This window comes from Methylocaldum marinum, assembly GCF_003584645.1.
Classification (GTDB): Bacteria; Pseudomonadota; Gammaproteobacteria; order Methylococcales; family Methylococcaceae; genus Methylocaldum; species Methylocaldum marinum.
In genome coordinates this window covers 4,005,305-4,030,129 of the sequence record NZ_AP017928.1, presented here as the reverse complement: position 1 = coordinate 4,030,129, position 24,825 = coordinate 4,005,305, and the positions used below count along the sequence as shown (strand labels likewise).

The 24,825-nt window shown below is 57.7% G+C and carries 30 protein-coding genes; 23 read left to right on the top strand and 7 right to left on the bottom strand.

Translation table 11 applies throughout. The features are described 5' to 3' along the window. Positions 1-33: 33 nt before the first annotated feature. From sS8_RS17960 to sS8_RS27745, 13 genes are all read left to right on the top strand, one after another. Positions 34-1,479 (top strand): DUF3375 domain-containing protein, encoded by a 1,446-nt coding sequence (locus sS8_RS17960; RefSeq protein WP_119630960.1) that lies wholly within the window; start codon positions 34-36, stop codon positions 1,477-1,479. A 2-nt stretch (positions 1,480-1,481) separates the two neighbouring features. Continuing rightward, complete coding sequence (locus sS8_RS17955) at positions 1,482-2,123, top strand: DUF4194 domain-containing protein (protein ID WP_119630959.1); 642 nt, start codon at positions 1,482-1,484, stop codon at positions 2,121-2,123. Position 2,124: 1 nt separating this feature from the next. Beyond that, positions 2,125-5,490, top strand: coding sequence for an ATP-binding protein (locus sS8_RS17950; protein WP_232020351.1), 3,366 nt, complete (start codon positions 2,125-2,127; stop codon positions 5,488-5,490). 197 nt (positions 5,491-5,687) lie between these two features. Continuing rightward, positions 5,688-6,869, top strand: a complete 1,182-nt coding sequence (locus sS8_RS17945) for a DUF3322 domain-containing protein (protein ID WP_119630957.1) — start codon at positions 5,688-5,690, stop codon at positions 6,867-6,869. Between the two features lie 344 nt (positions 6,870-7,213). After that, entirely contained in the window at positions 7,214-8,116 is a 903-nt protein-coding gene (locus sS8_RS17940) for a M78 family metallopeptidase domain-containing protein (protein ID WP_119630956.1), read from the top strand. Further along, positions 8,109-8,330, top strand: a complete 222-nt coding sequence (locus tag sS8_RS17935; RefSeq protein ID WP_119630955.1) for a PepSY domain-containing protein — start codon at positions 8,109-8,111, stop codon at positions 8,328-8,330. Before sS8_RS17940 ends, sS8_RS17935 begins: the two co-directional genes overlap by 8 nt. 89 nt (positions 8,331-8,419) lie before the next feature. Then, the gene (locus sS8_RS17930; protein ID WP_232020350.1) at positions 8,420-8,794 is read left to right on the top strand and encodes a DUF2220 domain-containing protein; all 375 of its coding nucleotides are present in this window, start codon (positions 8,420-8,422) and stop codon (positions 8,792-8,794) included. A gap of 358 nt (positions 8,795-9,152) precedes the next feature. Further along, positions 9,153-9,374 (top strand): hypothetical protein, encoded by a 222-nt coding sequence (locus sS8_RS17925; RefSeq protein WP_119630953.1) that lies wholly within the window; start codon positions 9,153-9,155, stop codon positions 9,372-9,374. A gap of 492 nt (positions 9,375-9,866) precedes the next feature. Further along, positions 9,867-10,505: a hypothetical protein gene (locus sS8_RS27750; protein WP_145986591.1), complete on the top strand. Its 639-nt coding sequence runs from the start codon at positions 9,867-9,869 to the stop codon at positions 10,503-10,505. A 42-nt stretch (positions 10,506-10,547) separates the two neighbouring features. Beyond that, positions 10,548-11,258, top strand: coding sequence for a hypothetical protein (locus sS8_RS17920; RefSeq protein WP_119630952.1), 711 nt, complete (start codon positions 10,548-10,550; stop codon positions 11,256-11,258). A 298-nt stretch (positions 11,259-11,556) separates the two neighbouring features. Next, positions 11,557-11,826: a hypothetical protein gene (locus sS8_RS28765; RefSeq protein ID WP_197716566.1), complete on the top strand. Its 270-nt coding sequence runs from the start codon at positions 11,557-11,559 to the stop codon at positions 11,824-11,826. Continuing rightward, on the top strand, positions 11,819-12,238 hold the full coding sequence (locus sS8_RS28760; protein WP_197716565.1) for a peptidoglycan recognition protein family protein: 420 nt from the start codon (positions 11,819-11,821) through the stop codon (positions 12,236-12,238). Before sS8_RS28765 ends, sS8_RS28760 begins: the two co-directional genes overlap by 8 nt. Further along, positions 12,235-12,621: a hypothetical protein gene (locus sS8_RS27745; protein WP_145986589.1), complete on the top strand. Its 387-nt coding sequence runs from the start codon at positions 12,235-12,237 to the stop codon at positions 12,619-12,621. The genes sS8_RS28760 and sS8_RS27745 overlap by 4 nt, the downstream gene beginning before the upstream one ends. A 61-nt stretch (positions 12,622-12,682) precedes the next feature. Here the strand turns inward: sS8_RS27745 and sS8_RS17910 are convergent, their stop codons facing one another. The 3 genes from sS8_RS17910 to sS8_RS17900 all read right to left on the bottom strand — a co-directional run bounded on the left by sS8_RS17910 (position 12,683) and on the right by sS8_RS17900 (position 14,928). Further along, positions 12,683-13,165: a transposase gene (locus sS8_RS17910; protein WP_119630951.1), complete on the bottom strand. Its 483-nt coding sequence runs from the start codon at positions 13,163-13,165 to the stop codon at positions 12,683-12,685. Between the two features lie 2 nt (positions 13,166-13,167). Continuing rightward, positions 13,168-13,635 (bottom strand): helix-turn-helix domain-containing protein, encoded by a 468-nt coding sequence (locus sS8_RS17905; RefSeq protein ID WP_119630950.1) that lies wholly within the window; start codon positions 13,633-13,635, stop codon positions 13,168-13,170. A 204-nt stretch (positions 13,636-13,839) separates the two neighbouring features. Further along, on the bottom strand, positions 13,840-14,928 hold the full coding sequence (locus sS8_RS17900; protein ID WP_119629512.1) for an IS5 family transposase: 1,089 nt from the start codon (positions 14,926-14,928) through the stop codon (positions 13,840-13,842). A gap of 382 nt (positions 14,929-15,310) precedes the next feature. Between sS8_RS17900 and sS8_RS17895 the strand changes: the two genes are divergently transcribed. From sS8_RS17895 to sS8_RS17885, 4 genes are all read left to right on the top strand, one after another. Then, positions 15,311-16,806, top strand: a protein-coding gene (locus tag sS8_RS17895) for an ISNCY family transposase (protein ID WP_232020349.1) whose coding sequence is annotated in 2 segments (ribosomal slippage) — positions 15,311-15,767 and positions 15,767-16,806 — 1,497 coding nt in all. Because the reading frame shifts where the segments join, the coding sequence is not laid out codon by codon here. A gap of 11 nt (positions 16,807-16,817) precedes the next feature. Further along, on the top strand, positions 16,818-16,943 hold the full coding sequence (locus tag sS8_RS29610) for a hypothetical protein (protein ID WP_269461469.1): 126 nt from the start codon (positions 16,818-16,820) through the stop codon (positions 16,941-16,943). 96 nt (positions 16,944-17,039) lie between these two features. Further along, the gene (locus sS8_RS17890; protein WP_179952380.1) at positions 17,040-17,744 is read left to right on the top strand and encodes a hypothetical protein; all 705 of its coding nucleotides are present in this window, start codon (positions 17,040-17,042) and stop codon (positions 17,742-17,744) included. A 10-nt stretch (positions 17,745-17,754) separates the two neighbouring features. Then, positions 17,755-18,225, top strand: coding sequence for a hypothetical protein (locus tag sS8_RS17885; RefSeq protein WP_119630948.1), 471 nt, complete (start codon positions 17,755-17,757; stop codon positions 18,223-18,225). A gap of 119 nt (positions 18,226-18,344) precedes the next feature. On the opposite strand, the gene sS8_RS17880 is transcribed toward sS8_RS17885, so the two are convergent. Continuing rightward, positions 18,345-18,575, bottom strand: coding sequence for a transposase family protein (locus sS8_RS17880; protein ID WP_170161147.1), 231 nt, complete (start codon positions 18,573-18,575; stop codon positions 18,345-18,347). A gap of 63 nt (positions 18,576-18,638) precedes the next feature. Here sS8_RS17880 and tnpA (sS8_RS17875) point away from each other — a divergent pair, with 63 nt between their 5' ends. After that, the gene (tnpA, locus tag sS8_RS17875) at positions 18,639-18,941 is read left to right on the top strand and encodes an IS66 family insertion sequence element accessory protein TnpA (protein WP_119630946.1); all 303 of its coding nucleotides are present in this window, start codon (positions 18,639-18,641) and stop codon (positions 18,939-18,941) included. Continuing rightward, on the top strand, positions 18,941-19,282 hold the full coding sequence (gene tnpB, locus sS8_RS17870) for an IS66 family insertion sequence element accessory protein TnpB (RefSeq protein ID WP_119630945.1): 342 nt from the start codon (positions 18,941-18,943) through the stop codon (positions 19,280-19,282). Before tnpA (sS8_RS17875) ends, tnpB (sS8_RS17870) begins: the two co-directional genes overlap by 1 nt. A 260-nt stretch (positions 19,283-19,542) precedes the next feature. Here the strand turns inward: tnpB (sS8_RS17870) and tnpC (sS8_RS17865) are convergent, their stop codons facing one another. The 3 genes from tnpC (sS8_RS17865) to tnpA (sS8_RS17855) are packed head-to-tail and all read right to left on the bottom strand — an operon-like array spanning position 19,543 to position 21,756. After that, complete coding sequence (gene tnpC / locus sS8_RS17865) at positions 19,543-21,054, bottom strand: IS66 family transposase (protein ID WP_119628671.1); 1,512 nt, start codon at positions 21,052-21,054, stop codon at positions 19,543-19,545. A 58-nt stretch (positions 21,055-21,112) separates the two neighbouring features. Continuing rightward, positions 21,113-21,454, bottom strand: coding sequence for an IS66 family insertion sequence element accessory protein TnpB (gene tnpB / locus sS8_RS17860; protein ID WP_119627852.1), 342 nt, complete (start codon positions 21,452-21,454; stop codon positions 21,113-21,115). Further along, positions 21,454-21,756: an IS66 family insertion sequence element accessory protein TnpA gene (gene tnpA / locus sS8_RS17855; RefSeq protein WP_119627851.1), complete on the bottom strand. Its 303-nt coding sequence runs from the start codon at positions 21,754-21,756 to the stop codon at positions 21,454-21,456. Before tnpA (sS8_RS17855) ends, tnpB (sS8_RS17860) begins: the two co-directional genes overlap by 1 nt. A 57-nt stretch (positions 21,757-21,813) precedes the next feature. On the opposite strand from tnpA (sS8_RS17855), the gene sS8_RS17850 reads away from it, so the two are divergent. The 4 genes from sS8_RS17850 (at position 21,814) to tnpC (sS8_RS17835) (ending at position 24,656) form a co-directional block, all read left to right on the top strand. After that, complete coding sequence (locus sS8_RS17850) at positions 21,814-22,359, top strand: IS66 family transposase zinc-finger binding domain-containing protein (protein WP_119630944.1); 546 nt, start codon at positions 21,814-21,816, stop codon at positions 22,357-22,359. An 83-nt stretch (positions 22,360-22,442) separates the two neighbouring features. Next, positions 22,443-22,745, top strand: a complete 303-nt coding sequence (gene tnpA / locus sS8_RS17845; protein ID WP_119627851.1) for an IS66 family insertion sequence element accessory protein TnpA — start codon at positions 22,443-22,445, stop codon at positions 22,743-22,745. Beyond that, a complete protein-coding gene (gene tnpB / locus sS8_RS17840; protein ID WP_119628541.1) occupies positions 22,745-23,086 on the top strand; it encodes an IS66 family insertion sequence element accessory protein TnpB in 342 nt (113 codons plus the stop codon). Before tnpA (sS8_RS17845) ends, tnpB (sS8_RS17840) begins: the two co-directional genes overlap by 1 nt. A gap of 58 nt (positions 23,087-23,144) precedes the next feature. Next, the gene (gene tnpC, locus sS8_RS17835) at positions 23,145-24,656 is read left to right on the top strand and encodes an IS66 family transposase (protein ID WP_119630943.1); all 1,512 of its coding nucleotides are present in this window, start codon (positions 23,145-23,147) and stop codon (positions 24,654-24,656) included. The last annotated feature ends 169 nt before the right edge of the window (positions 24,657-24,825 follow it).

Sequence of the window (24,825 nt, the reverse complement as noted above, 5' to 3'; positions counted from 1 at the left end):
GCCATTGATCGAGCGCTTTCACGGCCTGTAGACATGAGTTTGGATTTCAACACCCTTGACCTCCTCCGCCAGAACCACCCCGCCTGGCGCTTGCTGCGCTCGGATCACGCGCCGCTGGTGGCGAGTTTCCTACATCGCGTGTTCGTCGCGCCCAATATGCGGACGATAGCACAGTCGGATCTAGCGGAAGCGCTGGAGGATGAGCTGTTCGGACTGCGCGAGCGCCTGGGTGAGGAAGCATTTCCTAAGTCTGCGCTTGAATACCTGAACGACTGGGCTAGCAACGACAAAGCCTGGCTGCGCAAGTTTTACGTGCAAGGTTCGGATGAACCGCATTTCGATCTGACGCCTTCCACCGAAAAGGCGATCGCCTGGCTGGGCACGTTGACCGAACGGGCGTTCGTCGGTACCGAATCGCGGCTGCTTACCTTGTTCGAGCTGCTCAAGCAGATGAGCGAAGGCTCCGAAACCGACCCCGAGGCGCGCATCGCGGAACTCCAGAGACGTCGTGACGAGATCGACGCCGAGATCGCGCGCGTCCTGTCCGGCGACATTCCCCTGCTGGACGACACGGCGCTCAAGGACCGCTTCCAGCAATTCATGGCGCTGGCACGGGAACTCCTCACCGATTTCCGCGAAGTCGAGCACAATTTCCGCGCGCTGGACCGTCGGGTGCGGGAGCGCATCGCCCTGTGGGACGGCGGCAAGGGCGCGCTGCTGGAAGAAATCATGGGCGAGCGCGACGCCATCGCCGACTCGGATCAGGGCCGGAGCTTCCGCGCCTTCTGGGACTTCCTCATGTCCAGCCGCCGCCAGGAGGAACTGACGGAACTGCTGGATCGGGTGCTGAACCTGCCGCCGGTGGCCGAACTCCGGCCGGACGCCCGCACCCGCCGCATTCACTACGACTGGCTGGAAGCGGGCGAGCACACCCAGCGCACGGTCGCCCAGCTTTCACAGCAGTTGCGCCGCTTCTTGGACGACAAAGCCTGGCTCGAGAACCAGCGCATCATGGATATCCTGCGCAACATCGAGGCCAAGGCGCTGGAACTGCGCGACTCGCCGCCCGCGGGCGACATCATGACTGTCGCCGATACTGCCGCGACTATCGAGCTGCCCATGGAAAGGCCGCTCTACGTTCCCCCGATCAAGCCGCGCATCGCCGATCTGGCACTGGAAACGGGCGACGCCGAGGTGGACGCCGCCGCGCTGTTCTCTCAGGTGGTCGTCGACAAAACGGCGTTGTCGCGCCACATCCGCCACGCCTTGCAGGAACGCTCGCAAATCACCTTGAGTGAGCTGTGCGAGAAGCGCCCCTTAAAGCAGGGGCTTGCCGAACTCGTCGCCTACTTGCAACTGGCGGGCGAAACCTTCAAGTCCGTGGTGGACGAAGAGGTGACCGAGATCATCGTCTGGCAGTACGGCGACGATGGACGCATGAAACAGGCCCGGCTGCCGCGGGTGATTTTTGTGAGATAACAATGGCGGAACAAGACATCGAAACGCCGAACAATGCCGCGCCTGAGCTCTCGGCCCTGGTGGTGCCGCTGCTGAAGGGCGTGATCTACCAGGAAAGCGACCCGGCGCTGTGGAACGCGCTGCTCAATCTCCAGGGCCGCGTGCGCGACTACGTGACCGTGCTCGGGCTGGAGCTGATGCTGGACGAAGCCGAAGGCTACGCTTTCCTACGCTCGCGTGCCGACGACGAGGACGAGGCCAAGGCCAAGACGCCGCGTCTGATTGCTCGGCGTCCGCTTTCTTTCCCGGTCAGCCTGCTGCTAGCGCTGCTCCGCAAGAAACTGGCCGAATTCGACGCCAGCGGCGGCGACACCCGCCTGGTGATCTCGCGCGGCGAGGCGGTTGAGTTGATCCGGGTGTTCCTGCCCGAGGGCAGCAACGAGGCCAGACTGATCGACCAGGTCGACGCGTATCTCAACAAGATTGTGGAACTCGGTTTTCTGCGCCGCCTGAAGCCGGCTGCCGGGCAGGAAGCGATGTTCGAGGTGCGCCGCATTCTCAAGGCCTTCATCGACGCGCAATGGCTGGCGGAGTTCGATCAGCGGCTGGACGCCTACAAGGCACATCTGCTCGAGAACCGACAAGACAACCGAGACAATGATTGACATGGAAACGCTGAGTCTGGATTTCATCGGCGACGACACGCTCACCGGCTACCGCCTGCACCGCCTGGAAGTGTTCAACTGGGGTACTTTCGACGGCCGGGTGTGGACGCTGCATCTCGACGGCAAGAATGCCTTACTCACCGGCGACATCGGTTCGGGCAAGTCCACCCTGGTCGACGCCGTGACCACGCTGCTGGTGCCGGCCCACCGCATCGCCTACAACAAGGCGGCCGGAGCCGACACCAGGGAACGCACCCTGCGCTCCTACGTGCTGGGCCATTACAAGTCCGAGCGCAGCGACACGACCGGCTCCGCCAAGCCGGTCGCCCTGCGCGACCACAACTGCTACTCAGTGATTCTTGGCGTGTTTCATAACGCTGGCTACGACCAGACCGTGACCCTGGCTCAGGTGTTCTGGATGAAAGAGCCGCTGGGACAACCCGCGCGCTTTTTCGTCGGCGCCGAACGCGCGCTATCCATCGCCCAGGACTTCGCCCATTTCGGATCGGACATCAGTGCCTTGCGCAAACGGTTGCGCAACTCGGGGGTCGAAATCTTCGACAGCTTCCCGCCTTACGGCGCCTGGTTCCGCCGCCGCTTCGGCATCGACAACGAACAGGCGCTGGAACTGTTTCACCAAACTGTTTCGATGAAATCTGTGGGGAATCTGACCGACTTCGTGCGCAGCCACATGCTGGAGCCCTTCGATGTCGCCCCGCGCATCACCGCCCTGATCGCCCACTTCGACGACCTCAACCGCGCCCACGAAGCGGTACTCAAGGCCAAGCGTCAGGTGGAACTGCTCACGCCGCTGGTGGCCGATTGCGACCGACATACGGAAATCGCCGCCCGCTGCGAGGAACTGCGAGCCTGCCGCGAGGCGCTCAAACCTTACTTCGCACGTCTGAAACTCGGCCTGCTGGAAAAACGCATCGCTGCGCTCGATGACGAACTGGTGCGGCTCAATACGCAGGTGGCGCGGCTGGAAGAACGAAAGCAAGGGCAACAGGCCGAGGAGAGGGAACTTCGGCGCAGCATCGCCGAGAACGGCGGCGACCGCATCGAGCGGATCGGCGAGGAAATCCGCCAGAAAGAGGAAGAGCAAGCGCGGCGGCGCAAGAAGGCCGAGGACTACGCCGAACTGGCGCGATCCCTGGACCTCGTTCCGCCTGAGGACGACGACGCCTTTCTCGTCCAGCGACGCGAATTCGCCGCCCTACAGGAGCAAACCGACGCCCGCGAAGCGGAGCTCCAGAACGAGCAAAACGAAGTGCACTTTGCCTTCGCCCAAGGCCGGGAGGAACACAAGGCACTGACGGACGAGATCGAGAGCCTGAAGGCCCGCCGCAGCAATATCGACGCCCAGCAGATCGCCATGCGCGCCGCCCTGTGCCAGGCGCTGAACCTGTCCGAGGACGACATGCCTTTCGCCGGCGAGCTGATCCAGGTGCGCGAGGACGAGCGCGAATGGGAAGGCGCAGCGGAACGGCTGCTGCGCAACTTCGGCCTGTCCATGCTGGTGCCGGATGTGCATTACGCCCGCGTCGCGGAATGGGTGGACCGTACCCATCTCAAGGGGCGACTGGTTTACTTCCGAGTGAGGGAAAGCCAGCGCGGCGAGCTGCCCAGCCTCGACCGCGACTCGCTGGTGCACAAGCTCGCCGTCAAGCCCGATTCGGCCTTTTACGACTGGCTGGAACGCGAACTCGCCCACCGCTTCGACTACGCCTGCTGCGCCACGCAGGAGCAATTCCGCCGCGAGCCCAAGGCCATTACCCGCGCCGGCCAGATCAAGGCGCTTGGCGAGCGCCACGAAAAGGACGACCGGCACCGCCTGGACGACCGCAGCCGCTACGTGCTCGGCTGGTCCAACGCCGCCAAGATCGCCACCCTCGAATCCAGGGCACGGCAGATCGAAACCCGGCTGGGCGAACTGGGCAGCCGCCTCGCCGCTCTCGACGCCGAACAAAAGGCGATCCGCGCGCGGCTCACAACGCTGTCCAAACTCGAGGTCTACCGCGACTTCCGCGAACTCGACTGGCGGCCCCTGGCGAGCGAAGTAGCCCGGCTGCAAGATGAAAAACGCCGGCTCGAAGCGGCTTCGGACGTGCTCAAGCAACTCGGCGAACGGCTGAACGCCGTGGTGCTCGCTCTGGAAGAAACCGAACGCCGGCTCATCGAACGCAGGGACGATCGAGCGCGAGCCGTACAGAGGAGGAACGATGCCGAGGCCTTGCGCGCGCAAATCCAAGCCATGCTCGACGACCCGGCCAATGCCGTCCACACGGCCCGCTTCCTTTCGCTGGACGCGATGCGGGCGGAAGCCCTGGGCGAACATCGCCTCGAAGTCGAAAACTGCGACCCGCGCGAACAGGACATGCGCAAATGGCTGCAAGGGCGCATCGATGCGGAGGATGGCAAGCTCAGCCGTCTGCGCGACAAGATCATCAAGGCCATGGCCGAATACAAGGAAGAGTTCAAGCTGGAAACCCAGGACGTGGACGTCAGCATCGAAGCCGCCCACGAATACCGCGAGATGCTCGCGAAACTGGAGGCCGACGACCTGCCCCGCTTCGAGGCGCGCTTCAAGGAACTGCTCAACGAAAACACCATCCGCGAGGTCGCCAATTTCCAGTCGCAACTGAACCGCGAGCGGGAGACCATCAAGGAGCGGATCGCCCAGATCAACGCCTCGCTCAATCAGATCGACTACAACCCCGGCCGCTACATCGTGCTGGAAGCGCAGCTCTCCCAGGACAACGACCTACGCGACTTCCAGGCCGCCTTGCGCAAATGCACCGAAGGCGCGTTGACGGGTTCGGACGACGCCCAATACTCCGAAGAGAAATTCCTGCAAGTGAAGGACATCATCGAGCGTTTCCGCGGGCGCGAAGGACAGGCCGACATGGATCGGCGCTGGACGGCGAGGGTCACCGACGTCCGCAACTGGTTCACCTTCGCCGCCTCGGAACGCTGGCGCGCCGACGGAACCGAACACGAGCACTACTCGGACTCGGGCGGCAAATCGGGCGGACAGAAGGAAAAACTCGCCTACACCATCTTGGCCGCCAGCCTGGCCTATCAGTTTGGCCTGGAATGGGGCGCGGTGCGCTCCCGTTCCTTCCGCTTCGTGGTCATCGACGAAGCCTTCGGCCGCGGCTCCGACGAATCCGCCCAGTACGGCTTGAAACTGTTCCAGCAGCTCAACCTGCAACTCCTGATCGTCACGCCGCTGCAGAAAATCCACATCATTGAACCCTTCGTCGCCAGCGTCGGCTTCGTCCACAACGAGGACGGCCGCGCCTCCAAGCTGCGCAACCTCACCATCGAGGACTACCGCGCGGAAAAGGCGAGGGCCAGGGCGTGACGCCGTTCCATCCAGCTAAGAAATCTTAGGAACTCTACCCCATCGGACACAGTGCCTACCCAAGTCCCCAACACCGTCATTCCGGCATGGATTGCCGGAATCTAGGAGCCAAGGATGGCGAGGCGTCTACATCCCTGTAATCTGGACCCCGGCAATCCCTGCCGGGGTGACGCACTTGAATCGAATACGAGTCGAGCATGACCTGGACCACGCCCGCCGACCTCCGCGCCCAGGTGCAAAAACTGTGGGACAAAGGCCTGATCCTGGCCAGCCTGGCCGGCGGCGAGACTGTGTTCCCGCGCCGACTGACGCTCAAGGGACCTTCTTCCTCCGAACTTACCGACCGCTTCGATCAAGGCCGAAGCTGGATCGCCGATCTCAGGCGCGGTTCTCACTACCGGGTGGTGATGCGCGAGGTTCGGCACCGCATCCTCGGCGCGAACCGGGTTCCCGACGAAATCTGGATCGACACGCTGGACGATGCGCTGGCCCTGATCGGAAAACGCCGTGACGCCGAGCGCTTCGCTCAACTGGCGGCGATCACCCGAAACCGCCGGCCCTCGGCGCTCCCCTGGCTGGCCAGGCATTCTCTCAAAGCCCTGGAACTGGCCGACCGCTGGCCGCTGCTGCTCGACATCGTCGACTGGATACGGGCCCACCCGCGCCCCGGCGTTTATCTCCGGCAAATCGACATTCCGGGCGTCCATACCAAGTTCATCGAATCCCATCGCGCGCTGTTGTCGGAACTTTTGGAGCTCAGCCTGCCGCCCGACGCGATCGACGCCGACGCCGCCGGCCTCGGCCAGTTCTGCCGCCGCTACGGATTTCGCGACAAACCCACCCGAATCCGTTTCCGCATTCTCGATCCCGAGCTGGCCTTACTACCCGGCACCACCGACCAGGACATCACCCTGGACCACGACACCTTCGCCCTGCTGGACGCCAAAGTTGACCGGGTCTTCATCACCGAAAACGAGATCAACTTCCTCGCCTTCCCGAACCTGCCCCGCAGCATGGTCGTATTCGGTGCCGGCTACGGATTCGATAGGCTGGCTCAAGCTTCATGGCTGCACCGCTGCAGGATCCACTACTGGGGCGACATCGACACTCACGGCTTCGCTATCCTGGACCAACTGCGGGCTTATCTTCCCCATGCCGAATCCTTCCTGATGGACCGCGAAACGCTCATGGCCCACTCGTCCCAATGGGTGACCGAACCCCAGCCGGTCCGCCGCGATCTCTCCTGCCTTAGCCGCGAGGAGCAAGCGCTTTACGACGACCTTCGCGACAACCGTATACGTCCAGCCCTCCGCCTCGAACAGGAACGGATCGGCTTCGGGTGGATCGAGAGGGCGCTGGATAGATTGCGATTCCGGTAGGTTTCCGGCGACAACATCCCGCCATTTTGAGAGCCTCGCCGACACCCTCTGTTTCTTGCGGACATGACAAAACCCGCGACGGGAACCGGGCAGTTGCCGGAAGAGTGCCGACAAGATGGGAGGGGTCGACCAGTCAACGCCAATAGGTTTCCAACATCGTGTACGTCCAAACCGACAAAAAATCAGCCAATACTTACAGCAAATCGGTCTCTCGTCAGATTCTAACGACACGGCGTACCGACTAAACTCAAGATCGGAGGACATTCGCCGAGACACTCACATACCGGAGGCCGCGAAGCGGCAACTCGTTATGTTTTATCGACTGATTGCAGACAGAGGAATAAATGCTGACCAGTACAGAGATTGCACGTATGTCACCCACTGACCGAATGGGAGAGGCAATGCGGCTATCACTGCCGCATGTGCCTGCCGGAGCCCGCACCGTCGTCGAGTCCATGCTCACGCCGGAAACTCTGACGATCGTAACCGGTACGCTCGCGGTGTGGGCCGGCTCTCACTTCTTTGGCGTAGGTGAAATCGTCGATCTCATCCTTCTGGGGGCAGGTTTTATTTCACTCGGTTTTGCCGTGTTCGAGGGATCGAGTGAATTCTACGACTTCGCGACCGGTGCAATTGACGCACGCTCCGAGGCCGACCTGGAACGAGCCGGCCGCCATTTCGCTCAAGCGGCCACATTGCTCGGGATATCTACCATACAAGCGCTGTTGCTGCGTCGCCCTACACGAACGGTCGTTTCGCGCGGACGTCCCCAAATGCAACCGAGGATTTACGTGGGTGCGCCTCCTCCGGCCGGAAACCAGCTTCGCTTGTCGCGGACGACTAGACCTCTTGGCGGTGTGGGCGAGACCGATGCCTATGGGATGATCACCATTTCCCGTAATCAGTCCCTAACCGAACAGCGCGTAACCCTCTTCCACGAACTTGTCCATCGCTACTTTTCACCCCGCACCGGCCCTCTCCGGCAAATCCGTGCAGAACTCAATATGTCCGCTTATTCCCGATCGGCGCTGTTGCGGTACTTGGAGGAGGCTCTGGCTGAAGGTTATGGCCAACTTCGGGTACATGGCCTTGCCCAGGCGCTCGGTGCATACCGCTTTCCGCTGAATGCCGGCTATATGACAATCTCCGACTTGGCCAGTGAAGGTATCCTGATTGGCAGAATCACACTTGGCGGAGCCTTGTTCAAGGTGTCAATTTCAATAGGACCCATTCCCAACCATGATTGACAATGACACTGCTCTTGAAATCGCTCGCAAGCGGGCCGAAGAGAATGGCTGGAGATTCACCGAACCTGTGAACGTCGTGCATCGCGTCGGATGGTTCGGCGGCTCGAAGCGCTTCGAAATCACGACCAATTGGGGCAAAAAAGGTGGTAATGCACGCTTCGAGATCGACGCCGCAACCGGGAAAATCCTCTCCGAGGGTTACATTCCCCGTTGATCTTCGTGAAATTTGGTAGAGCCCAAAGCTTCGCGCCTTTGGCAGACTGAACTTATCCACTGCCAAATGGCGGACTTGTACCACTCCATTTGGGGCAGAGGGAGCGCACAGCGGTAAAGCGACGAATAGGATCAGGCACCCAGCCGTACCGCTGCGCAGTCCACTACTGGGGCGACATCGATACCCACGACGTCGCCATCCTGGACCAGCTTCGCGCCCATCTTCCCGACGCCGAATCCTTCCTGATGGACCGCGAAACCCTCATGGCCCACCCGTCCCAATGGGTGACCGAACCCCAGCCGGTCCGCCGCGATCTTCCCCGCCTCACCCGCGAGGAACAAGCGCTTTACGACGACCTCCGCGACAACCGCATCCGTCCTTGCCTCCGCCTCGAACAGGAACGGATTGGCTTCGGGTGGATCGAGAGGGCGCTGGATAGATTGTTGTTGGGCCGTTGCGCCTGAGCTCGTCGTGTCGGACATTCGCAGGATGCCATCCGGGTACACCAAGCTTGTATCTGCCATCCAGCTATACTCAATCCTGTCATTTTTTACGCCGGGTGCCGATGCTGCTTGCTGCCCTGGATTCGCAATACCGATGGAATCAAGGGCACGCTCGGATGTATCGGCAACACCAAGGAACGGGAGACTGGCGCTGTGACGTCCGCCAAAACGGTCCCCACACGAGGCCGCTGATTGCCGGAGGAGTTATAAATGCTGACCAGCGCTGAAATTGCGCGTATGTCATCTACTGATTGGATAGGAAAAGCAATGCGGCTATCACCGCTCAAGGTGCCAATTTCAATCGGACCCATTTCCGACCATGATTGACAACGACACTGCTCTTGAGATCGCTCGCAAGCGCGCCGAAGAGAACGGCTGGCCGTTCGGCGAGCCGGTGTGGATCGAGTACCGCCCCGGTTGGTTAGGTCGCTCGGGTCGCTTCGAGATCGAGACCAGCGCGGGCATGTTGGGCAGCAAATCGCTCTTCGAGATCGACGCCGCAACGGGGCAGATACTCTCCGCGGCTTACATTCCCCGTTGATCTTCGTGAAATTTGGTAAAGCCCAAAACATCGCACCTTCCGCAGATTCAGCTCATCCACTGCCAAGTTGGGAGACTTATATTGATCCGGCAACTAAAGGGTACATGACGCTTCACAAGCATGAAGAGACGTCAAGCAAAACGGTGGTGCGGATGCGCGCCGAAGGCTATTGCAGCCATTCTGGAGGTCAATCCGAATATCGTGTACCCCGGCGGCACACTCGAACCTGGGTTAGGGGCGCGGTGGCCTTCACGGTGCAAAAACGGGGACAGCGGAAGGGTGACAAGCGGCGTCTGAATGTCTTGTACGGGAACTCGCCGTATGGGAGACGATTTGCCAGCGCACATCGGATGCGGTGGGCTTGCCCTTTACCCTAAGGACCCGAACATAACCTCTGCAGCGACGGCCCCACGACTCTGGTTTAATTACCTGAATAATAGCCTGAATGTCTAACCTAATTTATTATCCTAACAACAATAAAGGAATTTATCAATGATAATTGAATACTTTATTGGCGGCGCTTCTGATAACAATGATATTGCCTCAAAAATAATTGGAAGTACTCAGATTATGGATAGGGTACGCATGAATCGTGCGAGTGCCAATAAAGATATTGTTACTTATTATGGCGGCCACGAAGAAAAGGATCGTTTACTCATGAATATAATTAGGCTGGCAAAGAATAACGAAGTTTTTACTTTGAATCTTACAGGTCATAGTTGGGGTGGAGCAGCAGCCATGGATTTAACAAATAGCCTAGAAAAAGAGGGAATTCTTGTTAATGAATTGATTACTTTAGACCCGGTTTCACTGTTCCCCTTCTTACCTGTCAAAAACTTTCGTTATTGGGTTAATATTTATCAGGCACAGGGTTTATTGGATTATATAAGCACTATTCCCGTAGCTGGAAATTTGATCGGTGGCCTTTTGTCTACTCTCACAACTCCTCTGCCATCACATACTCTTAGCGATGCTATTGCAACAATCGGCGGTCAGCTTGGAGCACAGCGCAATGCCGTAAATATTTCCTGCAACTTGGATCATGCTAACGCATGGGGAATGTATACCATAGCACGCCAAAAAATGGACTCTTTGGTTGTTAATAGATCGAAATGGGTGGTAACTAGCTAGGGAATGCTTTGATCGGAATTATAGCGTTGGACAGAGCGAATTATGTTGGATGAGCCGGCAGATTGTCCACCGACCGTCAAAAACTTGTGGCGAGCCCGTGGTATAACACAGAAGCTCAATAAGTTTATGGTATCGCGGAAGTTTGAGGGAAATGGGGTGCTAATGAAGCAATATATCCATAACATTGCATATAAATGTGCTCTGATATTATCGACATTGTCTCTTTTGGGGTGTGTTCGAGATATCGATATCGCCTATAAAGACCTTACCGTCATTCCGGTTCAACTTTATGATAGTTACGGACAAGCGCTAGGTGATATCGGCAAGTACCTCGTGCTTGATCTGGAATCACAAAGAGACTTGGCAGCCCTTGACGAAGCCATACTCCAGTTTAGAGGGACTGTTGTCCTTCCTAACGGCGAGAGATTGATGGAGGTTGGTATGGGTGCCATTGAGGAGAAACCGCATGAATTTCTTCTGTTGGAAAGAGTCGATAAGCAGGCCAAATCTCAAGGCATGTACAGCTACTCGGCGTTCTTTTTTCGCGATCTAAAGCTCGATTACCAAGGAAGGCGTATAGTCGATTTACTCAAGGACGAATACAAGACAATTGAGTTTTATGTGTCATATAAGCTTTTCGTAGGTCCAGAGATTGGACGCTCAAAACTCCTGGTCCTAACAAAGGATGACATTATTAATGCATACCAATCTCAGAGTGATTCCAAACCTCCAATCTCTTTGGAGGTCTATTGAGCTTCTTCGCTATGCCTATACCCTAATGGCATGGAGGACAGATTGCTATCGTTTCGGCAGCTAAATCAGAATAATATCCTGACTTGAGTTAAAAATGTTTTTCTATCAATAACTCTTACTGATATGTGCTTACTGATAACTGCCCTTTAATGGCCGAAGCAATACCAGCCCATTTGGGGCATAAGAAGCGCACAGCAGTAAAGCGATGGATAGAGTTAGGCGCTCCATCACAGCGCCATCTCTTCTGGCAGTCACCGAGTTATGGCTTCAGATTGTGTTCAAAATAAAGGAAAAACCAATGGCCAAAATTGAAGACACTAAATCATTGCCTCTGAAGGAAAAGAAAAAACCGAAAATTGAAAACGGCAAACTCATGGCCGAAGGAGTGGAAATAAAAACATATTCCTCCATCGAACACCAAAACATAAGTCAAATCACTTGTATTACATCGTACAGATTCAACAACCGCGAATGGAACATTGGATGCTTATGCCAAAGGAAAAAAGGCTGGCGCGCATTTTCTAATAGACTAATCTGGCAATATTTACCAGACAGCAAGCATGCTTAAAGCTTGTTGGCACGTCGGTATATTATTGCCTCGTTGCCAAATCGAAAAAAACTGTAATCCAAAAGAATTAAAGACAATATTCGCGTTAATACACGAAAAAGGAATTGGGTTTGGCCAACGAGCGAGAAACTTGTCGCGCCATGAAACCAATAAATCGTATCCTCTTAGATATCCATCTAATACCGATTCCATCGGCATCGAAGTCGTTGGAAAATTTTTACCGTCTGAAAAATCATTTGAAAAACCCACTCCGCAGCAACTTAAATCACTGAAATGGCTAGTTGAAATACTAGCCAAAGAGTATAATCTAGACATAAAATCAGATGTTTATGCTCATGGTGCAATAGCTAGGAAGGAAGTATCAGAGGGTGCACAACTGCTCCAGTATCTATTTTCTGGAGTGATACGATGAAACACAGCATGATCTTAGCGTTACTCTTGATTGCGTGCTCGCCATCCCGTCAGGCTGCGGAGCATGGCAGGCATATCGATGTTGTGTCAATCGAAAAGGAGGTAGATAAGAGCTCTCCCGGCTACGAATTGTGTAATTCATTTACGTTAACCAAAGAGAATGTTGCAACCTATTTTTCTACCGCGGATGAGGTCAACGAATACGAATTTGGTGATGAAGCCATCATTTTTCCATGTAACTATCATGGATCGATAAAAATCGACGGACATCTTCTACAATGGAAAATATTCCCCGCAGGCGCGGGATATCTATATAACGAATCCGTTAATAAAAGATATCTGTGTAAAAAAGACTGTCGTGATGCCTTACCAAATCTGTGTTAGAACAGGCGCACATCAGCATGGTAGGTCGGGAATCCCTTCCCGACATACAGCGTTTTCAATTTCAGACGGTTACTAAAGAAAAGTCCTCGGCCTGTTGGAAATACCCTTGAGCATCATTCGGGGTCATGGATTGGGCGGCTCGGTGAAGGATGTCGAGGAGGTGGTCCACGGTGCGTGGCTTCTCGCGTTTAAGCACGTGTTTGACTTTGGACCACGCTTCCTCACTCGGATTGAGTTCCGATGAGTACGGCGGCAGGTAGACATAACGGACGTGATGCCGGTCCAGAAACGCCCGAACAACGCGCGCCCGGTGGACCGGATGGCGGTCGAGAATCAGGGTCTTGCCGGCGAGCAACAGCGGCAGCACAGAGACGTCGAGATACGCCACGAAACGTGCCGCGGTCAGCGGGCCTTGATAGCACCACTGGGCGTCCGGGCCTTGCTCGGTCAACACGGCGACGGTGTTCACGGTCTCGCCGGGCGACACCGGCTGTTCGTCGATCACGCGTTCACCCCGTGGGGCGCGGCCATAAGGCAAGGTCATGTTCAGACGGGCACCGGTTTCATCGAGGTAGAGGCGCTGGTCGAAGGGGATGGCATCGACGACGTGGTGATCGTGGTCGGTTTGGGCTTGATGCTCCGGGCGGTTCTTCTGGGGGTCGTCGGTGGACTTTTTTTTCGCGTGATCCGGAGACGCCGGAGGGTGTTGAACATCGTGCCGACGCTGACGGTGACGCCATAGGTGTCGGCATAGCGTTCACGGAGTTCCTCCAGGGTGAGGTCCACCTCCTCGCGGAGCAGGGCCTGCAAGTACAGCTCGCCCTCGGCGGAGATGGCGCGCGGACGGCCGGCATGGCTGGGCTTCGGGGCCAATTGGCCGGTTTCGATGAAGAGCTTCTTAAGCACGTGAACGGTGTTCGGGCTGACCCGGAACAGCGCGGCCGTCTTGCGCACGCTGTGCGTCAGGGCGTAGCTGAACATCCGGATTCTCAGATCGAGTGAGTAAGCTTTCATGACACGACTCCAAGGTGATGTTCACCTTTCGACCTTAACAGGCTGTTGAAATTCGCCTCCATGCCTTCGGCTTTACCCCTTATCGGCGGCTTAATTTTTAGTGCTGAAGGTCCTTTTAGCTCTGAAATCCCGGTTCTAGCCGGTTTTCATCCCCCCGCTTGGGGGTTCTTGCCGCCTTTCGGCGAATTTTGGGCAGACGCCCGCCTAGGCCGTCGACCATCGCCAGCCGAACAGCCCACCCAACCGGGTCAGGTTGTAGGCGGCGAACGTGAACACGGTCTGGGCCGCCACCTTCTTCAAACCCCGGAACCGGGTCTGGCGTAACCCGCCCACGGTCTTCGACCACCCGAAGATTTCTTCCACCCGCTTGCGCCTCTTCAGGCTGGTCCGGTAGCCGGGGTGTCGGGTGGTGCGGCCATCGATGGCGGAGCCTTTTTCCTTCCGGGCGACATGCGGCGTGACCCGCTGCTCCCGGAGAGCTTGCACGAACTCCGGCACGTCGTAAGCCTTGTCCGCCCCGACCGTCGCGCCGGGCTTCGTGACGGTGCGACCGATCATGATCTTGGCCGCGTCCCGTTCCGCCGTGCCGGTGGCGTGCGTCACCTCGACATCCACGACCAGGCCGGTCCGGTTTTCCATCAGGGCATGGCCCATGAAGCACAGTTGGGCTTTATCCCCTTCGCTTTTCTTGTAAAGGCGGGCCTCCGGATCCGTGGTCGAGGCGTGGGTTGCGTTGGCGCGCTTTTCGCCCTTGAAATCAACCGTGGGATTCCGGCCACCGGCCTCCGGCGGGGGAGAACTGCCATCCTTTTTCACAAAGCTCTTCATGGAGGCCCACGCCTGGATCAGCGTGCCGTCCACCGAGAAATGCTCGTCCGACAAAAGGTCCTGCCATTCCGCCAGCAACACGACCCGCTCGAAAAACAGCCGGGAAATCCGCTCGTTCAGCAACCGATCCCGGTTGGCGCTGAAGGTGGAGTGGTCCCAGACCTCGGCATCCAGGGGCAGCCCGACAAACCAGCGGTACAAAAGATTGAATTCGATCTGCTGGACCCACTGCCGCTCGGAGCGGACAGAGAACAAGACTTGGATGAGACTGGCGCGCAGCAGCCGCTCCGGCGGAATCGACTCCCGGCCGGTCCGGGCATAGAGGGCATCAAATTCCGAGTCCAGCGTGGTCAGCAGAATGTCGACCACGGCCCGGAGCTTCCGAAGGGGATGATCCTTGGGAATCCGGTCTTCCAAGGTTCGGTAGCTGAAGAGTTCTTGCTGGGTGATGTCGGCGCCGCGCATGAAAGAGTCCAAAGTATCTTGAAATGATATTATTTTGCCATGACAAACAATCGTTTATGCCTATTTTAGGCGCTCCATCCAACGAATTTATGCGGCTTCCGGGGCCGAGAAAATCAACAGCCTGTTAAGTAATCGCAAAAATTTAAATTTGCTGTAACTGTCCCTGAAAGGCTCGCTCCAAAAAATTTGGGTCGCCAATTTTATGGTCCGACAAGCTCCTAGATAGTGCCTGAACGGAAATCAATTAAAGTCATAACTATCAATGTATTATAATTATTTCGCAGCACGAAGATGTGTTGTTCTGACACCAGTTTTGCCCTATTTCGGGCGAAAATCAGCCTGCAACCACCTCAAAACCAAAATCTTCGTTACCCGAAATCGTATGCGTACCGTCATTCAGCCACAACTCAAATTCGGTGAAACCGATATTGCCGCCATCGTCCTCGATCCCAAATCGCGCGATGACATCCCTCAATTACTGCGTGGACTGCAATACATTTATACCGAGGTCAGCTTGCGTCAGCGGGTATTTGCCATTCTGGAAGAGATGATACCTGACCGTGCGAACGGGCAAGGCAAAGCCAACCGCCAAACCGGGCGGCCTGGCATGGAGCAGTGGAAGATACGGGTGTTGGGCGTACTGCGCTTGGGTCTCGATGCGGATTACGACCGGATTCAAGAGTTGGCCAACCAACACAAGACGATCCGGCAGATGCTGGGGCATAGCGATTGGCTGGACGAGCAGGAGTACGAGTTGCAGACGATTCGGGACAACGTCAGCTTGTTCACGCCCGAGCTATTGGACCGCATCAACCAGGAAGTGGTTAACGCGGGGCACTCGCTGTTAAAAAAAACGCCGAGGAAAGCCTCAAAGCCCGCGCTGATTCCTTTGTGGTCAAAACCCACGTGCATTTCCCCACCGATACCAACTTGCTGTGGGATGCGATTCGCAAAGCCATTCAAACCTGTGCGGCACTCTGCGATACATTGGATTTGACCGAATGGCGGCAAAGCGCTTATCACTTGCGGTGTTTCAAGAAAAGCTACCGTCTGATTCAAAAGCTCAAGCATTCCACCTCACAAGATGAAGCCAAGCGGCAGGCCAAGCAGGCGCAAATCGAAACGGCTTATCAGACCTATCTCGACCAAGCTGAAGCCTATCAGCAACGGGCACATGCTACCCGGCAACGCCTGAACCAAGCGCATGGCCTACCGACACCGATGTTGGCAGACCTTGATGCCTACCTGGCGCATGCCGAGCGGCAGATCGACCAGATTCGTCGCCGCGTCCCGCGAGGTGAAACCATTCCGCATGGCGAAAAAGTCTTTTCCATTTTTCAGCCCCATACCGAGTGGATCAGCAAAGGCAAGGCGGGCGTACCGGTCGAATTGGGCTTGCGGGTGGCGGTCGTCGAAGATCAACACCGCTTCATCCTACACCATCAAGTCATGGAAAAAACCACCGACGATCAAATCGCCGTGTCCCTGGTCGAACACAGCCAAACCCGCTTTCCGGCAGTAACGGCCATCCGCTTGGACAAGGGCTTTCACAGTCCAAGTAATCAGGTCGAGCTCAAGCAACACCTGGAAAACGTCATATTGCCGAAAAAAGGCCGGCTATCGGAAGCCGACAAAGTCCGCGAATCCGACCCGACATTTGTCCGCCTGCGCCGCCAACACTCGGCTGTTGAATCGGCAATCAATGCACTCGGTGTGCATGGCCTGGACAAATGTCCCGATCATGGCATTGACGGCTTCAAGCGCTATGTTGCCCTCGCGGTCGTGGCGCGCAACATTCAGCGCCTGGGAGCCGTTTTACGCGAGCAAGAACAACAAGCGGCGAATCGACGACGAGGGCCGTATAAAAAAGCGGCCTAAAGACAGGGCTGATGGCAGAAAAATCCCGAAGTGCAGGAAAGGTGCGTCCAAAATTTGCCCCCAAATGGCAAATTGGCATCATGGAGTGCGCCTGGCGGGAAAAAATGCTGGCCTGGACCGAAAAACGGCTGACGTGACTCCCAGTGAGTCAGCAAAACCATGAAAAAATCGAGTTTTCTTACAGACACTAGATAACTCGTTAGATCAGAATTGAACGTAAATGGAGGTTAAAAGTGACAAGTAATCAATTAAAAGACCGTGAACTTTTTGAAAGTGCAATCAGAGCCTTAGAAGCAGAAATTGCAAATATAGGAGTTCATTTGACAATAGACTCCTCTGCGAGGCAGACATATACAAAGCAAATCCATGCGATGTCAACGGAATTAAGAATGATGGCATCTACTGGAAAGATAAGCTGGGCACAGGCAGCTCAACAAGCAAATGAGGCCAGAAATCTGATTATGGAGGTTATCAGAACAAGAAGCACTCCAGTTGGATTAGCAATTGCCCAGAGTATGAAGCGCCAAGGAAGAACGTTAAACGATCTTGTAGCTAAAAAAGCTCAAAATTTATATGGAGGTGGAGTCAGATTCGATAATCTGACAGTACAGCAACAAAATAAGGTTTTCTCTGAGATAGTGAAATCAGCGGGTAAATCAGAGCCTAAAGTAACAGTTGCGATGCAGAAGCTTTCTCATGCTGGTAGAGGGCTGATATTTTTATCAATTGCTTTATCTGTGTATACGGTTGCAACTGCAGAAAACATGTTTGATGCTGCAGGCAAGGAAGTTGCTGTTACGGGGGCGGGAATTGGTGGAGGTATAGCGGGTGGAGCGCTTGCAGGTCTAGCCTGTGGACCTGGGGCACCTGTTTGCGTCACAGTAGGAGCCTTTGTTGGTGGAGGTTTAGCAGCTTTTGGTGTGGGTTTTATTTGGTAGGAGTTAAACGATGAAACTGCTCGATCAAGAGGAATTTTCTACAAAATTGGTTTCTGAATCTACGGAAACAGAATCTCCTAAAAGTCAAGTCCTGGTTAATGGAGAAGCGGTTGATTCATTTATTGATGGGGCTACATTTGAAGCCTGTATTCAATATGAAGAGTTCTATTTAGTCTTCACAACAAATGACTGTCCCTACGAAGAGTCGTTAAATATTAGTCTTCTTGATAAACAATATCACGTTCTGGACCATGCGGTTTTAGTCTGGCCATATAGTACTGGAAAGTTTAGGCTATTAGATATAGTTCAACCTAATTTAGTGACTTTTGAGTTCTTCGGTGAAACCACCTGGAAAGTCGAGCTCTATCCACATAAGCGACTCATAACCCCGTTCTTTTCAGAACCAAGGGGCGTATGGAGAAAATTCAAACTACGCCATTATTTTAAAGTTGGTGGAAAACCAATACCGCAATCTGCATAAAATAATTTAACAAAACGTTATATCGTACAAATTATTCGCCATACCAGTGAACGTAGCCTTATTACTAGACATTATCGGAAACCACCTTTCATAACCGGAACAGAGGAAAAGGCCGGCTATCAATAACTCTGGTTTCGGCAGTAGCGCCTGTAATTGTGCAGGCCGCAGGCCAATTCAATGACGACATCGTCGTAGCCTTCCTTGGTGTTCCTGAACACGTCTTTGACGACGCGGCACCGCTTGATTCCCGAGAGGATGTGTTCGATGATCACGCGGATGCTTGAGTGGAGCCGGTTGGCCTCCTGGTCGTCGGCCGAAAGCCGGCCGTTACGCGGTAAGCGTCCGGCCATCCGCATTCTTTCCCGGCCGTAACGCGCGAGTCACAGTATCGCCATGATCCTACAGAGGTGGAGATGGCGGTGACGAAGCAAGAGCGAGAGAGGTATTGGCGTGAACTGCAAGAGCGGCAGGCGGCAAGCGGGTTGTCGGTACGGGCTTGGTGTGGTCGGGAGACGGTCGATTATGCCACGTTTATGTACTGGCGGCGGCGCTTGGGGCGGATCGATGCAGTTGAGCCGCTGACGCTGATCCGGGTGACGGAAGGGGAAGCGGTCGGCGACGGCCTGTGGTTATCGGTGGGCGGCGTTCGCATCGAGGTGAAGCCCGGGTTCGATGCCGCCTTGCTGAAGCAGGTTGTGGCGGCCCTGGCGGCGTGATGCTGGCGACGCTGCTGAGTGCACCGGCGGTGTACGTGGTCGCCGAGCCCTGCGATCTGCGCAAGTCCATTGATGGCCTGGCGCTGGCGGTGGAGAGCAGCCTGAGGACTTCGCCGTTGTCGGGTTCGGTGTTCGTGTTTTTCAACCGCGGCCGGGACAAGGTGAAGCTGCTGTGGTGGGACCGTCACGGCTTCTGGTTGGCGTACAAGCGGCTGGAAAAAGGCCGGTTCCGCAAGCCCGTGAATGGGGCGATTTCGCGCTCGGAACTGCTGCTGTTGCTGGAAGGCGTGGACTTGTCGGTGGCCCGTTTTCGCGAGGTCCGGGCGAGCCGGATCGGATGAAGGAAAGATGGCGGAAACCCGCATGATCACTGGGTTTCGGGGTGGTCGGCAGGGTATAATAACCGCCATGAATGCTGCCGTTCTCGCCGAAGAAAATCGCACACTGAAAGCCACCCTGGCCCAGCGTGAAGCTCGCATCGAGAGCCTGGAATTCGACTTGGCGCAGCTGAAGAAACGGCTGTTCGGTGTTCGTTCCGAAGTAAGCGTTCGGCGGTACCCGGACTTGTGGTCGCAGTGGCGAACGGTTAAGTGGTCGCTTGTTACGCCCCGGGCAGCTTGCAGTTGTGAGGAAGCAGGCTGTCGATGTCCTTCTGCTTGGTGGAAGGCAGGCGGTTGAGGACATCCTTCAGATAGGCCTCCGGATTGATGCCCAGCTCCTTGCAGGTCTGGATCAGGCTGAAGACGGTGGCGGCGACCTGGCCGCCCTTGGGCGAGCCGAGGAACAGCCAGTTCTTGCGGCCGATGGTCAGCGGGCGGATGGCCCGTTCGCTCCGGTTGTTGTCGATCTCCAGGCGACCGTCTTCGGTATAGCGCTCCAGCGCCGGCCAGTTCTTGAGGGCATAGCCGATGGCCTGGGCAGTGGGGGTCTTGGGCGCCAGCTGGCGCAGCCGGTCTTCGAGCCAGGCCTTGAACTCGGCCAGGATCGGCCGCGCCTGTTCCTGCCGTAGCTTTCGGGTGCCTTCGGCGTCGAGTTGCTGTTCCTTGGCCTCCCGTTCGATGGCGTAGAGCCGGCCGATGTACTCCAAGGCCTCATGGGCGCTGATGCGCTTGCCGTTCTCGGTCTGTCGGGCAATCTCGAAGAACTTGCGGCGCGCATGCGCCCAGCACGCCACTTCCAGGACCTTGCCCGCGGCGAAGATCTGGTCGTAACCGGCATAGGCGTCCGCCTGCAGGTAGCCGCTGTAGCCTTCCAGTTTGGCCTTGGGATGCTTGCCCGCCCGGGTTTCGGTGTGGTCATAGACGACGATGGGCGGCGAGTGGCCGGCGTATACCCAAAACCGGGTTTCCCGCGTCTTGCCGCGGTCCTGCACCGCCACAGTGGTGTCGTCCGAGAAGATCACCGGCTGTTGCTTGAGCAACGCCAGCATCCGCTCGACCAAGGGCTGCAGCTGCCAGCCGCTCTGGATGACCCAGTCGCACAACGTGGTGCGGGCAATGGGGACACCCTGGTGGGCAAAGATTTGCTCGATGCGGTACAGCGGCAGGTGATAGCCGTATTTGGCCATCAGCAGATGTGCCAGAAGACCCGGCAGAGGGATGCCCTGCTCGATGATTTGCGGCGGGGCCGGTACCGTGGTCAACTGCCCTTGGCACTTCGCGCAGGCGCACTTTTCCCGCCGCGTTTCCACGACCTTCAGTTGCGCCGGGACGTAATCCAAGCGTTCGGAGCTTTCGTAGCCGATCACCGGCCGTTCCTCACCGCAGGCAGGACACTGCCGGTCTTGTGCCGACAACGGCAATACCACGATCTCTCGCGGCAGATGCGCCGGCAGTGCGGTGCGCTTCGGTTGATTCTTGGCGGGCGATTGCACCACCACCGTCTTGAACGCCACCGGACTGGCGACGGGGGCGTCCTCGGGCACCTCATCCCACAGCGGCAGTTGGTCGATGTCGGGGAGGGTCGCCAGTCGCTCGGAACGGGCGCCGAACAGCAGCTTCTTCAGCTGCGCCAGGTCGAATTCCAGCCGTTCGATGCGCGCCTCGCGCTGGGCCAGGGTGGCCTTTAGAGTACGATTTTCTTCGGCGAGAGCGGCGGCATTCATGGCTGCCATTATACCCGGTGGACCACCCGAAAGCCCAGCTCTGATGCGGGTTTCAGGCACTTTCGACTCAGCCGACCCGACCCGCGCGAACCGCGCGGAAACGGGCCACCGTCAGGTCCACGCCTTCCAGCAACAGCAGCAGGTCCGAGCGCGAAATCGTCCCCTGAACCGGCTTGCGGAAGCGGCCTTTCTCCAGCCGCTTGTAGGCCAGCCAGAAACCGTGACGATCCCACCACAACAGCTTCACCTTGTCCCGGCCCCGGTTGAAAAACACGAACACCGCACCCGATAACGGCGAATGCCCCAGACTGCTCTCCACCGCCAGCGCCAAACCATCGATGGACTTGCGCAAATCGACCGGCTCGGCCACCACATACACCGCCGCCGCACTCAGAATCGTCGCCAGCATCACGAGACCAATGCGGCCACCACCTGCTTCAACAACCCGGCATCGAACCCCGGTTTCACCTCGATGCGAACCCCGCCCACCGACAACCACAGACCACCGACTGCTGTCTCACCGCCATCTACCCGCATCAACGTCAGTGGCGCCACCACCGCTGGCTGCGCTACGCGTCGACGCCAGTAGATGAACGCCGCATAGCTGACCGCCTCGCGCGCACACCAAGCGCGCACCGACAACCCACTCCCTGCCTGTTGCTCCAGCAGGACTCGCCAATGCATCTCTCGTTCTTGTTTCGTCATCGCCATCTCCTCCTCTTCGGGAATATGGCGATACTGTGACTCAGGCGCTAATCGGTGGGAATTATGCGGACAGCCGGACGCTTACGTTCCGAACGGCTGCAAAATCTCCCGGACATCGAACAACTGCCGCTGTGGGCGGGAGTGCCCGAGGACGCCCTCGCCGCCAGTCCGGTGGACTTCAAGACGGTGGTGAAATCGCCTGCCAAGAATCCACCGAAGCGCACCGCGTTGCCGGAGCATCTGCCGCGAGAGATCGTGGTCTTGCCGCTGTCGGAGCAAGACCGGCAGTGTCCCGCCTGCGGCGAGGAACGGCCGGTGATCGGCTACGAGAGTTCCGAACGGCTGGACTACGTCCCGGCGCAGTTGAAGGTCGTCGAGACCCGCCGGGAAAAGTGCGCCTGTTCCAAGTGCCAAGGGCAGCTGACCACGGTGCCGGCACCCCCGCAGATCATCGAACAGGGCATCCCGCTACCCGGCCTACTGGCGTATCTGCTGATGGCCAAATACGGCTATCACCTACCGCTGTACCGCATCGAACAAATCTTCGCCCACCAGGGCGTCCCCATCGCCCGCACCACCTTGTGCGACTGGGTCATCCAAAGCGGCTAGCAACGTAAGCGTCCGGCTGTCCGCATAATTCCCACCGATTAGCGCCTGAGTCACAGTATCGCCATATTCCCGAAGAGGAGGAGATGGCGATGACGAAACAAGAACGAGAGATGCATTGGCGAGTCCTGCTGGAGCAACAGGCAGGGAGTGGGTTGTCGGTGCGCGCTTGGTGTGCGCGCGAGGCGGTCAGCTATGCGGCGTTCATCTACTGGCGTCGACGCGTAGCGCAGCCAGCGGTGGTGGCGCCACTGACGTTGATGCGGGTAGATGGCGGTGAGACAGCAGTCGGTGGTCTGTGGTTGTCGGTGGGCGGGGTTCGCATCGAGGTGAAACCGGGGTTCGATGCCGGGTTGTTGAAGCAGGTGGTGGCCGCATTGGTCTCGTGATGCTGGCGACGATTCTGAGTGCGGCGGCGGTGTATGTGGTGGCCGAGCCGGTCGATTTGCGCAAGTCCATCGATGGTTTGGCGCTGGCGGTGGAGAGCAGTCTGGGGTATTCGCCGTTATCGGGTGCGGTGTTCGTGTTTTTCAACCGGGGCCGGGACAAGGTGAAGCTGTTGTGGTGGGATCGTCACGGTTTCTGGCTGGCCTACAAGCGGCTGGAGAAAGGCCGCTTCCGCAAGCCGGTTCAGGGGACGATTTCGCGCTCGGACCTGCTGCTGTTGCTGGAAGGCGTGGACCTGACGGTGGCCCGTTTCCGCGCGGTTCGCGCGGGTCGGGTCGGCTGAGTCGAAAGTGCCTGAAACCCGCATCAGAGCTGGGCTTTCGGGTGGTCCACCGGGTATAATGGCAGCCATGAATGCCGCCGCTCTCGCCGAAGAAAATCGTACTCTAAAGGCCACCCTGGCCCAGCGCGAGGCGCGCATCGAACGGCTGGAATTCGACCTGGCGCAGCTGAAGAAGCTGCTGTTCGGCGCCCGTTCCGAGCGACTGGCGACCCTCCCCGACATCGACCAACTGCCGCTGTGGGATGAGGTGCCCGAGGACGCCCCCGTCGCCAGTCCGGTGGCGTTCAAGACGGTGGTGGTGCAATCGCCCGCCAAGAATCAACCGAAGCGCACCGCACTGCCGGCGCATCTGCCGCGAGAGATCGTGGTATTGCCGTTGTCGGCACAAGACCGGCAGTGTCCTGCCTGCGGTGAGGAACGGCCGGTGATCGGCTACGAAAGCTCCGAACGCTTGGATTACGTCCCGGCGCAACTGAAGGTCGTGGAAACGCGGCGGGAAAAGTGCGCCTGCGCGAAGTGCCAAGGGCAGTTGACCACGGTACCGGCCCCGCCGCAAATCATCGAGCAGGGCATCCCTCTGCCGGGTCTTCTGGCACATCTGCTGATGGCCAAATACGGCTATCACCTGCCGCTGTACCGCATCGAGCAAATCTTTGCCCACCAGGGTGTCCCCATTGCCCGCACCACGTTGTGCGACTGGGTCATCCAGAGCGGCTGGCAGCTGCAGCCCTTGGTCGAGCGGATGCTGGCGTTGCTCAAGCAACAGCCGGTGATCTTCTCGGACGACACCACTGTGGCGGTGCAGGACCGCGGCAAGACGCGGGAAACCCGGTTTTGGGTATACGCCGGCCACTCGCCGCCCATCGTCGTCTATGACCACACCGAAACCCGGGCGGGCAAGCATCCCAAGGCCAAACTGGAAGGCTACAGCGGCTACCTGCAGGCGGACGCCTATGCCGGTTACGACCAGATCTTCGCCGCGGGCAAGGTCCTGGAAGTGGCGTGCTGGGCGCATGCGCGCCGCAAGTTCTTCGAGATTGCCCGACAGACCGAGAACGGCAAGCGCATCAGCGCCCATGAGGCCTTGGAGTACATCGGCCGGCTCTACGCCATCGAACGGGAGGCCAAAGAACAGCAACTCGACGCCGAAGGCACCCGAAAGCTACGGCAGGAACAGGCGCGGCCGATCCTGGCCGAGTTCAAGGCCTGGCTCGAAGACCGGCTGCGCCAGCTGGCGCCCAAGACCCCCACTGCCCAGGCCATCGGCTATGCCCTCAAGAACTGGCCGGCGCTGGAGCGCTATACCGAAGACGGTCGCCTGGAGATCGACAACAACCGGAGCGAACGGGCCATCCGCCCGCTGACCATCGACCGCAAGAACTGGCTGTTCCTCGGCTCGCCCAAGGGCGGCCAGGTCGCCGCCACCGTCTTCAGCCTGATCCAGACCTGCAAGGAGCTGGGCATCAATCCGGAGGCCTATCTGAAGGATGTCCTCAACCGCCTGCCTTCCACCAAGCAGAAGGACATCGACAGCCTGCTTCCTCACAACTGCAAGCTGCCCGGGGCGTAACAAGCGACCACTTAACCGTTCGCCACTGCGACCACAAGTCCGGGTACCGCCGAACGCTTACCCAAGCGCAACCCCCGCCCCGGCCAGCGTAACGACCTGTGGGACGCGCTGGTCAAGTTCAAAGCCTGGCAACTACATGGCCGCGAGGGCTCGAAGAAGCTGGAGAAAA